Source organism: Rodentibacter sp. Ppn85 (assembly GCF_001999335.1).
Lineage (GTDB): Bacteria > Pseudomonadota > Gammaproteobacteria > Enterobacterales > Pasteurellaceae > Rodentibacter.
Genome location: NZ_MLHS01000062.1, coordinates 16,623 through 31,588 on the forward strand (window position 1 = coordinate 16,623; position 14,966 = coordinate 31,588).

13 protein-coding genes are annotated in these 14,966 nt (G+C 39.6%); 10 read left to right on the forward strand and 3 right to left on the reverse strand.

The window, feature by feature from the left end; all coding sequences use genetic code 11:
* The first annotated feature begins 29 nt into the window (after positions 1–29).
* On the forward strand, positions 30–917 hold the full coding sequence (locus BKL51_RS10110) for a VirK/YbjX family protein (RefSeq protein WP_077466556.1): 888 nt from the start codon (positions 30–32) through the stop codon (positions 915–917).
* On the opposite strand, the gene BKL51_RS10115 is transcribed toward BKL51_RS10110, so the two are convergent.
* Positions 914–2,344, reverse strand: coding sequence for a YcjX family protein (locus tag BKL51_RS10115; RefSeq protein ID WP_077466557.1), 1,431 nt, complete (start codon positions 2,342–2,344; stop codon positions 914–916). The genes BKL51_RS10110 and BKL51_RS10115 overlap by 4 nt on opposite strands.
* A gap of 69 nt (positions 2,345–2,413) precedes the next feature.
* On the opposite strand from BKL51_RS10115, the gene BKL51_RS10120 reads away from it, so the two are divergent.
* The 6 genes from BKL51_RS10120 to BKL51_RS10145 all read left to right on the forward strand — a co-directional run bounded on the left by BKL51_RS10120 (position 2,414) and on the right by BKL51_RS10145 (position 8,817).
* Positions 2,414–4,111: an ABC transporter substrate-binding protein gene (locus BKL51_RS10120; RefSeq protein WP_077466558.1), complete on the forward strand. Its 1,698-nt coding sequence runs from the start codon at positions 2,414–2,416 to the stop codon at positions 4,109–4,111.
* Positions 4,111–5,076: an ABC transporter permease subunit gene (locus BKL51_RS10125; protein WP_077466559.1), complete on the forward strand. Its 966-nt coding sequence runs from the start codon at positions 4,111–4,113 to the stop codon at positions 5,074–5,076. Before BKL51_RS10120 ends, BKL51_RS10125 begins: the two co-directional genes overlap by 1 nt.
* On the forward strand, positions 5,066–5,953 hold the full coding sequence (locus BKL51_RS10130; protein ID WP_077466560.1) for an ABC transporter permease subunit: 888 nt from the start codon (positions 5,066–5,068) through the stop codon (positions 5,951–5,953). The genes BKL51_RS10125 and BKL51_RS10130 overlap by 11 nt, the downstream gene beginning before the upstream one ends.
* A gap of 2 nt (positions 5,954–5,955) precedes the next feature.
* Positions 5,956–7,008, forward strand: coding sequence for an oligopeptide/dipeptide ABC transporter ATP-binding protein (locus BKL51_RS10135; protein WP_077466561.1), 1,053 nt, complete (start codon positions 5,956–5,958; stop codon positions 7,006–7,008).
* Between the two features lie 3 nt (positions 7,009–7,011).
* Entirely contained in the window at positions 7,012–7,821 is an 810-nt protein-coding gene (locus tag BKL51_RS10140) for an ATP-binding cassette domain-containing protein (RefSeq protein ID WP_077466562.1), read from the forward strand.
* A gap of 63 nt (positions 7,822–7,884) precedes the next feature.
* Positions 7,885–8,817 (forward strand): bile acid:sodium symporter family protein, encoded by a 933-nt coding sequence (locus BKL51_RS10145; RefSeq protein ID WP_077466563.1) that lies wholly within the window; start codon positions 7,885–7,887, stop codon positions 8,815–8,817.
* Between the two features lie 80 nt (positions 8,818–8,897).
* Here BKL51_RS10145 and sppA read toward each other — a convergent pair whose 3' ends face one another.
* Complete coding sequence (gene sppA, locus BKL51_RS10150) at positions 8,898–10,754, reverse strand: signal peptide peptidase SppA (RefSeq protein ID WP_077466587.1); 1,857 nt, start codon at positions 10,752–10,754, stop codon at positions 8,898–8,900.
* Positions 10,755–10,865: 111 nt separating this feature from the next.
* Between sppA and BKL51_RS10155 the strand changes: the two genes are divergently transcribed.
* The gene (locus tag BKL51_RS10155; protein WP_077466564.1) at positions 10,866–11,420 is read left to right on the forward strand and encodes an NAD(P)H nitroreductase; all 555 of its coding nucleotides are present in this window, start codon (positions 10,866–10,868) and stop codon (positions 11,418–11,420) included.
* Positions 11,421–11,436: 16 nt separating this feature from the next.
* Here BKL51_RS10155 and BKL51_RS10160 read toward each other — a convergent pair whose 3' ends face one another.
* Positions 11,437–12,534 carry a homoserine O-acetyltransferase gene (locus BKL51_RS10160; protein WP_077466565.1) on the reverse strand — a complete coding sequence of 366 codons (1,098 nt, stop codon included), beginning with the start codon at positions 12,532–12,534 and terminating at the stop codon, positions 11,437–11,439.
* 158 nt (positions 12,535–12,692) lie between these two features.
* Between BKL51_RS10160 and BKL51_RS10165 the strand changes: the two genes are divergently transcribed.
* Positions 12,693–13,394, forward strand: coding sequence for a vancomycin high temperature exclusion protein (locus tag BKL51_RS10165; RefSeq protein WP_077466566.1), 702 nt, complete (start codon positions 12,693–12,695; stop codon positions 13,392–13,394).
* A gap of 112 nt (positions 13,395–13,506) precedes the next feature.
* Positions 13,507–14,859 (forward strand): lysine-sensitive aspartokinase 3, encoded by a 1,353-nt coding sequence (lysC, locus tag BKL51_RS10170; RefSeq protein WP_077466567.1) that lies wholly within the window; start codon positions 13,507–13,509, stop codon positions 14,857–14,859.
* The last annotated feature ends 107 nt before the right edge of the window (positions 14,860–14,966 follow it).

The following is a 14,966-nucleotide window of genomic DNA, read 5'->3' on the forward strand; positions in this document are numbered from 1 at the left end:
GTGACTTTTTAACTAATATCGTGTTCAAAATGGCAATACCAACTAATATTTCCTTTCCAACTTATGTTCAAATGTACCCTTATTCAAAAGATCGCCCATTAGCAAAACAGTTGCGCGAGAAATGTCGTTATTATGCCTATAGTTTTATTTACAAAAAACAATGCCGTCAGCTTATTGATTTTTTAAATAATTTTCCTCAATGGCAAGCTCTTTTTACACAAGATTATTATCGTTTTAATCCGCTTTTAATCACTTATTGCGATAAACGTTTTTCCGCTTCCCAACGTTTTACGGCTATAACACAAAATCTGCAAATTGCCGAACAAAAATGGGGGTTACCGTTCTGTACAACATTACTTAACGAGCAAGTCATTTTATTAAGCCAGTTAACTGATGATCTTTCCCTAAATTTAAGTCTAAATTTTATCGACCCTTTTGAGGGCTACTTTGCCATCAATATCCGTAATCAAAATCACGAACGAATTTATGATGCGTCATTCACGTTTTTAGCGCCAAATAAATTGTTGATTAGCTCCATACAAGGCCCTAGCCGCGGAAACACACAAGAATTAATCAAACAAGCAACGAAAGATTTACACGGAGTTCGTCCGATGTTTATGTTGATGCACGTATTCCGCGAGCTAGCCAAACATTGGCAATGTGATTTGGTCGGTATTCCACACAAATTTCAAGGTAAATATCGCCTATCCGCACGAAGTAAAATCCTATTTAACTATGATGAATTTTGGCAAGAAAACCAAGGAATTTATCAAGATCCTTATTGGCAACTTCCCCTCGATATTGAACGTAAACCGTTAGAAGACATTGCCAGTAAAAAACGCTCAATGTATCGCAAACGTTATGACATGTTGGATAGCCTCACAAGCGAGATCGCAAAGCCGTTTCAGCGAACTTAATCAAACCGATCGCCCAACAAAAACTGCAACACGGCATCCATACGCAAATGGGGGATTGTCTCACCTTGTTCAAGCGGTTGCGGGTCAAAACTGTCAAATTCAAAATGCGGCGCATTTTCTGCAAAGTGCGGTTGTTTTTGCCAAAATTCTTGGTTCGGTAATTTGCTCGGCACACTGCCGGGATAAAGGGTAATTAACCGCTTATCTTTACTGCGTATGCCTTGAATCGCTCTAATTTGTTTACCGTTTTGATTCACAATGACTTGCTTCGTAGCACGAATTGCCGCAATTGCCGTGTATTCCGTGTCAATGCCTTCAAACTCCACATGACGACCGCCTTCTTGCACTAATTGTCGCATCAGACTCACTAAATTCGGTATTTGCTCACTCGTGATATGATCCGCTTTCGTAGCAATAAACATTAATTTATCAATACGCGGAGAAAACAAACGGTTCAAAAAATTCCGTTTACCATAATGAAAATTTTGAAATAACCGATTTAGCCCCGTCTGCATATCTAAAAACGCTTGGCGGCTATGATTCAACGGCGTTAAACAATCCGCCAAAATAACTTGGCGATCAAAGGTTGAAAAATAATTTTCGTAAAACCCTTTCACCACGCTATTGCGGTAATAATCATAACGTTTATTCAATACGGCAAAATAGCTGTTTGGTTTTGCCTCTTTTTTAAGGGTTTTCCATTGCGTCTGCGTGAGGTGAAGTAACGGGAAAAACTGCAATACCGGGGCACCATCCAATTCGCCCGGTAAAACAAATCTGCCCGGCTGAATAAACTGCATCCCTTGTGCTTTACATTGATGAAGATACGCCGTATAAGCCTTTGCAAGTTTTGCTAAAACATCTTCATTAACAACCGCACTTAAATCTAATTTTTTTACATCTTCCAGCCAAGGTTGAGTAAGCTCGGCGCGCATTCCTTGATGAATTTGCGCTTGCTCTAATGACCATTGTGCAAAATCCAAATGTAGCAAAGGCAAATCCAACAGCCACTCCCCCGGATAATCAAAGATGTCCAAATAGAGTGTTCCACGCTCTTTCAGGTGGCGGAGTAATCCTGACTGACGCTGAAAACGAATGGCTAAACGTGTTTCACTCACACCTATTGTAGATTGACACCATTGAGGTGGTTTTCGATAAAGGTCGGTTAAATTGGCTTCGTAATCAAAACGAGGGACGTTTAAATTTTGTTGCGGCACACGCTTTACCGCAATAATCGCTCCATTGGCAGCCTCAAATAAAGGTAAAGTGTTTTGTGAAACTTGATTAACGGATAAAAGTTGATTGATCAGACTAGTGATAAATGTGGTTTTGCCACTCCTACTCAACCCTGTTACTGCAAGGCGTAACGAGCGGTCAAATCCGCGATTAATTATTTGATTGAGCTCTTTTGAGAATATGTTCAACATTCAATAGCCTAGCCATTTTTACTAATATATCTTACAATCTGCGCCATAATTTACCATAACGCACTTATTATGTTACGTAGAAATCCAATATTTTTCTGCCTTCTACTAAATATGGGCTTGTTTGCGCAAGTTCAAGCCGCACCGCGTGTGCCGGAAAGTTTAACGGAAAACGGTTTGATTTATTGTACCAATGTATCGGGTTTCTCTTTTAATCCGCAAACTGCGGATGCCGGCACTAGTATGAACGTAGTCACGGAACAAATTTATAATAAGCTGTTTGAAATAAAAAATCACAGTGCAACCGTTACTCCTTCTTTAGCGGTATCTTATTCTGTTTCACCCGACGGCAAAGAGATTTTAATTAATCTCCGTAAAGGAGTAAAATTTCACCATACACCATGGTTTACTCCAACCCGTAATTTTAATGCGGAAGATGTGGTATTTTCCATTAACCGCGTACTCGGACATGACACCTATTTGCCGATTTTAGATCAAGATAATTTGGAGTATGATAAAAATCCGCAATATCGCATATTTCATGAGCAGGCCAAAAAAGTACGCTTTCCCTATTTTGACAGCATAAAATTAAACAAAAAAATAAAATCTATTACTGAGGTAAATCCTTACCAAGTAAAAATTGAGTTATTTGAGCCGGACTCCTCTATTTTGTCTCATCTTGCCAGCCAATATGCGATTATTTTCTCGCAAGAATATGCTTATCAATTAAATGCGGACAATAATCTTGCACAATTGGATACCCACCCTGTCGGCACAGGGCCTTACCAGGTACAAAACTATGTGTATAATCAATACGTTAGACTATTGCGCAACGACAACTATTGGAACAAGGATGCTAAAATCAAACACATTTTGGTTGATTTATCTACCGAGCGAACCACTAGGCTGATCAAATTTTTCAATAATGAATGCCAAATTGCGGCTTATCCGGAAGTAAGTCAATTAGGTATGTTACACGATAATGACGAACGTTATTATTTACAATCGACCGATGGGATGAATCTTTCCTATCTCGCATTTAATTTTAATAAGCCGCTTATGCAAAATGAGCAAATTCGCCAAGCAATTTCTCAAAGTATTAACCGCGCACGCATCATACGCAATATTTATCACAACACGGCTACTGTAGCGAATAATATTATTCCTAATGTTTCTTGGGCATCCAGTGTAAATACGCCTGAATTTGAGTTTGATTACGCCCCCAAATCGGCGAAAAATAGACTATCGGGCAAAAATCTTCATCTGAATATGTGGGTATTAAATGAAGAACAGATGTATAATCCCTCCCCTCTAAAAATGGCAGAACTCATTAAATGGGACTTAGCTCAAGCCGGTGTGAAGGTAAAAGTGCGGTCGGTTACACGAGTATTTTTACTCGATCAGCTTGCTAAAAAAACGGAAGATTACGATATGATTCTCACCGGTTGGCTTGCCGGAGATTTAGATCCCGATGGTTTTATGCGCCCAATTTTAAGCTGTGATACTAAAGATGACATCACGAATTTATCCAACTGGTGCAATCCTAAATTTAATCGACTTATGGACAATGCTCTTTCCAGCACACAATTACAAGAACGTGCGAAGAATTATAATCTTGCACAAGATCTAGTATTAAAAGAGTTACCGATTGTGCCCATTGCCAGTGCGAAACGCTTTATAGTAGCAAACGGCAATATAAAAGGTGTGCAAATGAGCCCTTTTGGCAGTATGCATTTTTCGACACTCTATTTTGCAAAGGATAAGAAATAATGTTGTGGTCAGCGCTACGTCATCTCCTTTGGGTTTGTTTATTATTATGTATTTTAACCTTACTCAGCTTTGCTATTTTAATGCGTGATCCGCTTAATTCGGCTCTTGTCACAAATAGTATTTATAATGCTTACTTTCACTATCTTAGCTCTTTGTTACAAGGTGATTTTGGTATTACTTATAATGGCGGGCAATCTTTAAAATCCTTGATTTTTACCGTATTGCCGCCCACCTTGGAACTTTGCTTCACCGCACTTCTGCTTGCTTTAATTTTAAGTATTCCTCTTGGTATTCTAAGTGCGGTTAATAATCAGGGTATTTTTTCAAAAAGCCTGCAAACTCTCTCTTATGTGGGTTTATCTATCCCTGTTTTCTGGCTTGCGCCGATTTTACTTTATGTTGCAGCGGTTTACGGCTGGGAAATCTCCGCCACGGGACAATATAATTTACTTTATGAAATTAAACCGATTAGCGGCTTTCCAGTGATTGATGTATGGTTCGTAGATAAGCCCTATCGCATAAAAATTGTGCAAAGCGTATTACAACATTTAGCGTTGCCTACACTGATTTTATGTATTTTGCCCACTATGGAAATTATCCGCATTATTCAGCAACGTGTAGAATATATCCTGCAACAAAATTATACAAAAGCCGCTCTAACTCGTGGTTGGTCAAAATGGAAAATTTTACAACAATATGTTTTTAGAAATACTTTTCCCTTATTGGTACCGCAAATTACGCGCGTATTCACATTGGTTATCACACAATGTATGTTGGTTGAAACCGTCCTCGGTTGGCCGGGTATAGGGCGTTGGCTTATTGATGCGGTAAGCAATCAAGACTACAACAGTATTTCGGCCGGTGTAATTACATTGGGAATTTGTATTATCAGCCTTGATACTTTGGCAAAAACTCTGATGTTTATTCTCGATCCGTTTAATAAGAAAGGTTGGTATGCAAGATAAAGAATCTGATGAATTTCGTGAAAGCACATCAATTTATCAAATTTGGTTACAGTTTCGTAAAAACCGTATCGCCTTATTCAGCTTTTACTTATTTTTTCTATTAATTTTGACCGCTCTTTTCGCCCCTTTTATCGCTCCTTATAGCGATAGTATGGAGTTTGTCGGGCAAGAACTCATGCCGCCTTCTTGGGTAGAAAAAGGGCAAATCGCCTTTTTTTTCGGTACGGATGATCTTGCCCGCGACGTATTGAGCCGAGTTATTATGGGAACGCGTTATACGCTTGGTTCTTCACTCATTGTTGTTTGTCTCGTGGCAATTATCGGCGGTACATTAGGCATTTTAGCCGGAATGTCGGGAGGCATTAAAGCGCGTTTTCTCGGACATATTTTTGATGCTTTTCTATCAATCCCTATTTTATTAATTGCTATCATTATTTCTACCTTTATGGAACCCAGTTTAATGAATGCAATGGTATCGACCATATTGGCGGTGCTGCCTTATTTCATTCATACCATTTACCAAGCAGTTCAACAAGAGCTAAAAAAAGAATACGTGGTTATTCTAAAACTTGACGGTATTTCCAAGATTGAATTGTTGCGCAGCACTATTTTGCCGAATATTACCGCGACTTACATTCAAGAAATTTCACGAGCTTTTGTCACTGCCATTTTAGACATTACCGCTTTGAGCTTTATTTCCCTCGGCGCGCAACGCCCAACGCCCGAATGGGGGGCAATGATTAAAGATTCGCTGGAGCTTCTTCATCTTGCACCTTGGACGGTATTACTTCCGGGTTTTGCAATTATTATTACTATTTTATTAAGTATTTTGTTTACCCACGGCTTATGTAAAGCCATTAACCAATATTATCAATAATTATGGTACTACTGGATATTCGTAATCTAAACATTGAAATTAAAACGCCAAACGGCAAAATTAAAATCGTTGACGGGGTGAATTTAACTCTCAACACAGGGGAAGTTTTGGGGTTAGTGGGCGAATCAGGTTCAGGAAAAAGTTTGATTGCAAAAGTCATTGCAAATTCAATAAAAGAAGATTGGATTATCACGGCAGATCGCTTTCGCTTCAATGATGTAGAACTCTTAAAATTATCACCGGCGCAGCGTAGAAAACTCGTTGGAAAAGAAGTTTCCATGGTTTTTCAAGATCCGCTTACCTGTTTAGATCCCAGCCAAAAAATTGGAAAACAACTCATTCAAACCATTCCAAACTGGACATATCGAGGAAAATGGTGGAATTGGTTCGGTTGGAAAAAACGCCGCGCTATCGAATTATTACATCGTGTCGGAATAAAAAATCATCAAGAAATTATGGCAAGCTATCCGAACGATCTTACGGAAGGTGAAGGGCAAAAGGTGATGATCGCGATTGCCGTGGCGAATCAACCACGCTTATTAATCGCTGACGAACCAACCAATACTTTAGAATCTATCACTGCAAATCAAGTTTTCCGTTTGCTTTCCAGTATGAATCAAAATCAGGGAACAAGTATTCTTCTAGCAAGCAACGACATTCGTAGCATTAGCGATCTTTGCCACACAATGTCTGTGCTGTATTGTGGTCAAAATGCCGAATCGGCACCGACTCAAACATTGTTGGAATCCCCTCATCATCCTTATACTCAAGCATTAATTCATTTTGTGCCGGATTTTACCGAACCTCTTGGTTTTAAAACAAAATTGGGAACATTAGAAGGTACAGTACCGCTCTTAGAACAAATGCCTATGGGTTGCCGCTTTGGGCCTCGTTGTCCGTTTTCACAAAAAGAATGTATGCAAAAACCTACCCGTCATCGAATTAAACAACATGAGTTTTCCTGCCATTTTCCAGTTAATCTTAGGGAAAAACGTTTAAAAGAAACATTAGCCAATTCACCGCTAACGTTATCCACCGAGCAAAGTAAGGAATAATTTATGCCATTATTGGAAGTAATTGAATTGTCTAAAACTTTTAATGATCCTGCCCATTGGTTTGGTTCAAGAGTGTTTAATGCCGTAGAAAAAGTGAATTTTAATCTTGAACAAAAACAAACTCTCGCAATTATCGGTAAAAACGGTTCGGGGAAATCCACCTTGGTCAAAATGATTGCAGGTATGATAAAGCCAACTTCAGGTGAAATAAAGTTTAACGGCGTCACGCTTAATTTTGAGGATTCGCACTATCGCACCCAACACATTCGTATGGTGTTCCAGGATGTGAATTCTGCGTTTAATCCTCGCCAAAATATCGGACAAGCTTTAGACACACCTCTTCGTTTAACAACGGATTGGGATGAAGAAAGCCGCAATCAAAAAATTTTTGAAACTCTCCAAATGGTGGGGCTTTATCCCGATTACACTAATTTAAAAATTAAAAATCTCTCCGTCAGTCAAAAGCAACGGGTAGCGCTGGCCCGAGCGTTTATTTTAGAACCGGAAATTATTATTATAGATGATACTTTCAGTACCCTTGATTCATCCGTTCGCGCCCAACTAATGAATCTTTCTCTCGATCTTCAAGCTCGCCTCGGGGTTGCTTATATTTATGTCGGACAAGATTTAGGCTTGATTAAACATATTGCAGATAATGTATTAGTGATGGATGAAGGAAAAATGGTTGAGTATGGTAAACCTAAGGAGCTATTTTGTCAGCCCCAAACAACCATAACAGAACGTTTGGTAGAAAGTCATTTTGGCAGATTACTTGATGAAAGCTCATGGGTTCGCCCTACTATGGATGATTGATTTGAAAGAAAAACATCTTTAGAATCAATCCTTCTTTTATTTACATGACAACAAGGAAAATCCATGCAAACATTGCTTAAATTCACTCAATTTGTCAGCAAAACTTTTGCTTTATGGGCAATTGTTTTCGCTATTCTTGCTTTCTTATTCCCTACCGAATTCAAAATTTTTGCGCCCTACATCCCTTACTTGCTCGGTTTAGTTATGTTTGGTATGGGAATTACTCTCACTTTCAATGATTTTAGTGAGGTCGTAAAACATCCTAAGGCGGTATTTATTGGGGTTGCAGGGCAATTTATTATCATGCCTGCCATTGCATTCTTACTTGCCAAAGTGTTTAATCTGCCTTCGGATTTAGCGGTGGGAGTCATTTTAGTCGGCTCTTGCCCGGGCGGAACATCTTCTAATGTGATGACTTATCTTGCAAGAGGTAATACCGCACTTTCCGTGGCTTGTACAACAATCTCAACATTGCTTTCCCCATTGCTTACTCCTGCAATTTTCTTCGTATTGGCAAGCCAATGGTTAGATATTAACGCCTCCGCAATGTTTATGTCGGTATTAAAAATGGTTCTTTTCCCAATTTTCTTAGGTTTGGTCATTCGTGCCTTATTTAAAGATATTATTGTACAGGCAAGCAAAATTACACCTCTTATTTCCGTTGTTTCAATCGTTTTAATTCTGGCAGCTGTCGTTGCGGTAAGTAAGGATAAAATCGTTGAATCCGGTTTATTAATTTTCAGCGTTGTCGTTCTACATAACTGCTTAGGCTATTTAATCGGTTTCTTAGCGGCAAGCCTATTCAAGCTCAATACTGCGGATAGTAAAGCGATTGCTATTGAAGTAGGAATGCAAAATTCCGGTTTAGGAGCAGCGCTCGCAGCGGCACATTTTCATCCAATTGCAGCCGTACCCAGTGCATTATTCAGTTTTTGGCACAATGTATCCGGCCCGATACTTGCGAATATTTTCTCAAATATGAAAAATCAAAAATAAGCGCTAAATTGACCGCTCTTTATAAAAAAGCAGGGACTCCCCTGCTTTTTCCTTAAAAAGTAACATTGCTTTAGATTCAATTATTTTACTCCGCCACAATTCAAACAATACAAATACTGCCCTTTCGGATCATTAAACTTATTCAGTTGATTTAAATGCTGTTTGAGCTGTTGAATCGGTTTTGGTAAATCAAGCCAAGTCAGCATAAACTGTTGGGCGTTATATTTAAGATCCCGAAATAATTTGCCGATCATACTGCTATCTTCTTCTGTTATCCATTCCACCGTAAAATTCTCAATCACGGTTTCACGATGAAGATTCATCAATTCGCCTGCTTTTTCTACCGCCCGATCAAAATCCCCCAGTTCATCCACAAGATTATGTTTAAAGGCATCCGTCCCCAACCATACTTGTCCCTGTGCAATCTTATCTACGGCAGATTTTGACATTTGACGACCACGACTCACTAAATCTAAAAATTTATCATAGCCGTGTTCAATTTCTAATTGGTAAATATCTTGCGTATTTTTTGAAAGCGGGCTGAAAACGGAGCTTTCGGCCAGTTCGGTCGTGGCGACACCATCCGTATTCACACCGATTTTTTTAATTGCATTTTCAAAGGTCGGTAGCATCGCAAAAATACCGATAGAACCGGTAATAGTATTTTTATCCGCAATAATGTAATCGGAAGTTGCAGAAATCCAATAACCGCCCGAGGCAGCCATTGATCCCATAGACACAACCACAGGTTTGCCTATTTTCTGTAAATTATCCACTTCTTGACGAATTAATTCCGAAGCAAAAGCACTGCCTCCTGGTGAGTTCACACGCAAAACGACCGCTTTTACCCGATCATCAGCGTAGGCTTTACGTAACAGACGGACCACATTGTCACCGCCTACTTCGTCTTCTGTACTCTCGCCATCAATAATCGTACCTTCAACATTGACTACCGCAATTTTATTTTCATCCGTTGATGAAGCCATCCGATCCTCAAAACCGGATAAATAATCCGAAAAACCGATCATATTTACCTCACCTTCTAAATTTTTACCGAAAAGTGCGGTCAATTTTTTATCCAATTCAAGATTGTCGGCAATGTCCGTCACCAATTTTCGCTGTTTTGTATAAGCCGTACTATCGCCTTTCAATGCCTTTAATTCCGCCAAATATTGTTTGGCACTCGGTAACAGGGTTTCCGCGGAAATATGACGGTTTCCGCTCACAATTTGCACATAGTTATTCCACATGCCATTTAGCCATTGATTCATATTTTGTTTGGCTTCCGGCGACATATTATTACGCAAGAAAGGCTCTACGGCGGATTTATAAGTTCCCACACGGAAAATATGCGGTGTCACGGCGATCTTATCCAATAAATCTTTATAATAGAGATTTTCTTGCGCCAGCCCTCGAATAGACACTTGACCAATCGGATTTAAATAAATCCGATCGGCAAAGCTGGCTAAGAAATATTGTCCTTGAGAATAATTGTTAGCAAAGGCAATAACAGGCTTTTCTGAAGTTTTAAAATCTTGAATGGCCTTACCGATATAATTCATCGCCGGCAAATCACCACCTGAAAAATAATTGAGATCCAACACTAATCCTCGAATATTCTCATCTTTTTTTGCTAAATTAATGGCATATACCACATCAAAGGTCGAAATTTTAGTCGGGATACGCTCCCCGCTATTTAGTTCTCGCAATATCTGCTGCCAACCGAAGGCATCATCGCGATTGTCGGACAAATAACCGTCTAAATTTAGCAATAATGCGCCTTTATCCGCATTTAAATTCACTGCGCTTTTTTTAGTATTTGCAGTAATACTGAATATTGTGATCAGCAGCAAAATGAAAATTAAAAAGAAAAAATTCATCACTAAATCACGAATAAAATTTAGCGCATACCAACAAAATTTAATCACTCGGAAAATTGGGTTCATAAAGGTTTTAAGAGGTTGAAAAAATTGTGATTAGCGTAACATAAACTCAGTCTAAAAACTATGCTATAATCCACCGCACTTTTATTTATTCTGTGAAACCAAATGGATACATTAACCCTGTTAACAACACGACGCTCAAACAAAAAACTTATCTCTCCCGCTCCAAGTAAAGCCCAACTTGAGCAAATTTTTCAGGCCGCGCTTCACACGCCGGATCATGGCAAATTGCAGCCTTATCATTTTGTTGTGATAGAAAATGAAGGACTAGATAAATTAGAATATTTACTCAAAGAAGCTGCGCTGGAACTTAATCTTGGCGAAGAACGCTTAAAAAAAGCCGAAAAACTTGCTCATCGCGCGCCTATGGTCATTGCGGTTATAGCCAAAATTAATCCTGATGTGGAGAAAGTACCGACTTGGGAACAATTACTTACCGCCGGATGTGCCGCTTACGGCATTCAACTTGCCGCTAATGCGCAAGGTTTTGATAATGTTTGGATTACGGGAAAATGGATCAATGGAAATGCATTACGGCACGCACTTGGCTGTCGCGAACAAGATAAAATTGTAGCGTTATTGATGCTTGGTACGGCAGCGGAAAAACTTGAACGTGAATCCCGAAACGTAAATATTGAAGAATTTGTGAGCTATCTATAAAAAAGTGCGGTGAAAATTACCGCACTTTTTCATTTTTACCTGCCAAGCCTTCACTAATCCACTTATCAAATCCATCGTAATCTACCAAAAAAGCATCATGCCCGTAAACCGATGGAAATTCGTAAAAATCCAAGGAAACATTACTTTGTTCTAAAAGCTGTTTGGTTTTATGCAAATCAATGGATTTAAACAGTTGATCGGTTGTTACGGAAATCAGCGTATAGTGTGCTTTGATGCGTGAAAGCGCTGCTTTAACATCCGAATAGCCCAAGCTCGGATCATACATATCTAAGGCGCGAAGCAAATGCAAATAACTGTTAGCATCAAAGCGTTCAAGAAATTTTTTACCTTGGTAAGTCAGATAAGATTCCACTTGGAAATAATCTCCCCAAAAATCCCCTTCCGATTTAGTCGCTCGTCCAAATGCTTTAGCAAGCTGTAAATCCGTGCGATAAGTCAGCATTCCTAACATACGGGCAATGGATAGACCTTGATCAGGCGGAGCGCCGTCATAATAATCTCCGCCATTAAAATTGGGATCATTAATAACGGCCTGACGCATAACATGATTAAATCCTATAGCTTCCGCACTAAAAAAAAGTGATGAACAAAGATTAACGATATTCTCGACAAAATCCGGATATTCAATTCCCCATTGGGTTGCTTGCATTCCACCGAAAGATCCGCCAATCACTGCTTTCAAGTGTGTTATGCCTAAATGATCCAATAGTGCTTTTTGCACATGCACAATATCCTGCACAGTAATATTCGGAAATTGGCTACCATAAGGCTTGCCCGTTTTAGGATTAACGGAAGCCGGTCCTGTCGTACCCTTGCAGCCGCCCAATACATTCGAGCAAATAAAGAAATAACGGGAAGTATCCAAGGCAAGACCATCGCCCATAAAATTTTGCCACCAGCCATTTTTTTCTTTATCCGAAAAATAAGGCTGCGCATCCCCCGTTAGCGCATGGCAAATTAGCACGATATTATTTTTATCCGCATTCAATGTCCCGTAAGTTTGATAAGCCACGTTAATCGGCGAAATTTCACCGCCCAGCATCAGTTGTAGCGGGTTATCTTGAAAAAGCATCACATTTTGGACAGACGACATTGAAAACCTACTGCGTGAAATTAAAGATGTTTCCAATTATCAACAGCTTATTATCTTTGTCAAGAAATTTTAGCCGTCTAAACGGCTAAACTAAGATAGCGGACAGTGAACATAAAATTCAGCTTGAACTTACCTCAAGTTTTCATTATTTTAATCATATGATTGATCCAAAAATATCTCTCAAAATGACCGCTCTTTCCCTTTGGCATCGTGTTCGTTTAAAAAAAATGATTCGCCGGATGTGCTGCGTGAGCGTATCTTTTCTTTTAATTTGTCTGATAATCGATCAATTTATCAGTTTCTATGTTCGTGATAGCGTATTTGAAGATGTGGATAAATTGCCCTACCGCCCCTACGGCGTCGTACTTGGCACATCAAAATATGTAACCACCGGCAAAACCAACGATTATTACACGAATCGTCTTACTGCCGCCAAAACACTCATCGAAAATCAAAAAGTGAGCTATCTTCTTCTCAGCGGCGATAATCGGACATTACAATATAATGAGCCGCGCACGATGTTGAGGGATTTACGGAAAATGAATATCCCGAGAGATCGTCTTTTCCTGGATTTTGCCGGTTTCCGTACATTAGATTCCGTGGTGCGGGCCAATAAAGTTTTCCAAGTCCCTTCTTATATTATCATTAGCCAAAAATTTCATTGCGAGCGCGCTCTGTTTATCGCCAAACATTATGATATTGATGCGATTTGTTTCGCAGCAAAACAGCCCGATGTTTATTTCGGCACACGTATTCGAGAAACCTTTGCCCGCGTGAAAGCAATCTTCGATTTGGCAATCGGTATTCAACCTTATTTTCTAGGCAAACCGGAGCCTCTCCCGCTTCCCGATAATGAATGAAAAATCTAACCAATTTTTTATGAAATCCATTTGACAATTTTTTACTAAATCGTTATTTCTATACTCCTGCAAACACTATACTTAGAACATTCATTTAACAGGAGAATACTGTATGTCTCATTTATCTGTCGCTAAATTTGGCGGTACTTCCGTTGCAAACTACGCAGCAATGACAGCCTGTGCAAAAATCATTATTAATGATCCAAATACTCGGGTTGTTGTGCTTTCGGCCTCCGCCGGTATCACAAATCTTTTGGTGGAACTCGCTAATGGCGTGGAAGCAAAAGAACGTAGAAGATTAGTTGGTGAAGTACGTCAAATTCAAGAGAATATCTTAAACGAACTGAAAGATGATTCTCTTGTTCGACCAATCATTGAAAACTACATTGAGAATATTGAATATCTTTCCGAAGCGGCAAGCCTCGCCACTTCAACCGCATTAACAGACGAATTAATCAGCCACGGCGAAATGATGTCAACACAAATTTTTATTGAAATTTTGCGTGAACAAAATACAAGTGCGACCTGGATAGATGTGCGTAACATTGTGGCAACCAATAATCATTTTGGCAAAGCCGTACCGGATGACGAAAAAACCCAACACAATAGCGACAATATTTTAAAACCATTGATTAACCGTGGTGAATTAATCATTACTCAAGGTTTTATCGGTCGTGAACCTAGCGGGAAAACAACCACATTAGGGCGCGGTGGCAGCGACTACTCCGCTGCATTATTAGCCGAGGTATTAAATGCAAAAGATGTGTTAATTTGGACTGATGTTACCGGCATTTACACCACGGATCCCCGTGTTGTACCCGCAGCACAACGCATTGACACAATGAGTTTTGCAGAGGCGGCAGAAATGGCGACTTTCGGCGCAAAAGTACTTCACCCGGCAACATTATTACCCGCCGTTCGAAGTAATATTCCTGTATATGTGGGTTCCAGTAAAGCTCCACAAGAAGGAGGAACTTGGGTAACCCGCAATCCGCAGCCCAGACCGACTTTTCGCGCTATCGCACTGCGCCGAGATCAAACATTATTGACCCTTTCCAGCCTGAATATGCTACATGCCCAAGGTTTCTTGGCAAACGTATTCAACATTTTGGCAAAACACAAAATTTCAGTGGATACCATTACCACATCGGAAATAAGTGTTGCCTTAACTCTTGATAAAATAGGATCAAGCTCGTCCGGTAGCAAGTTACTTTCGAGCGAACTATTGGAAGAATTAAGCCAATATTGCACGGTAAAAGTAGATACCGATTTATCTCTTGTCGCACTTATCGGAAACGAACTACATATTGCAACGGGCATAGCAAAACGTATTTTTGAAACGCTGGAATCTTACAATGTTCGAATGATCAGCTACGGCGCCAGTACTAATAACATTTGTATGTTAGTACGGAGTGAACACGCCGATGAGGTGGTCGGTTCGTTACATAAATCGTTATTTGAATAATACCCGTTACCTAAATGAAGTCACTTTTGAACCAGTCAAAATGTGACTTCAATATTGTTACCCTTTATTCTTACTAAGTTGTAAATAATGCGGAAAGGAGGGGAACC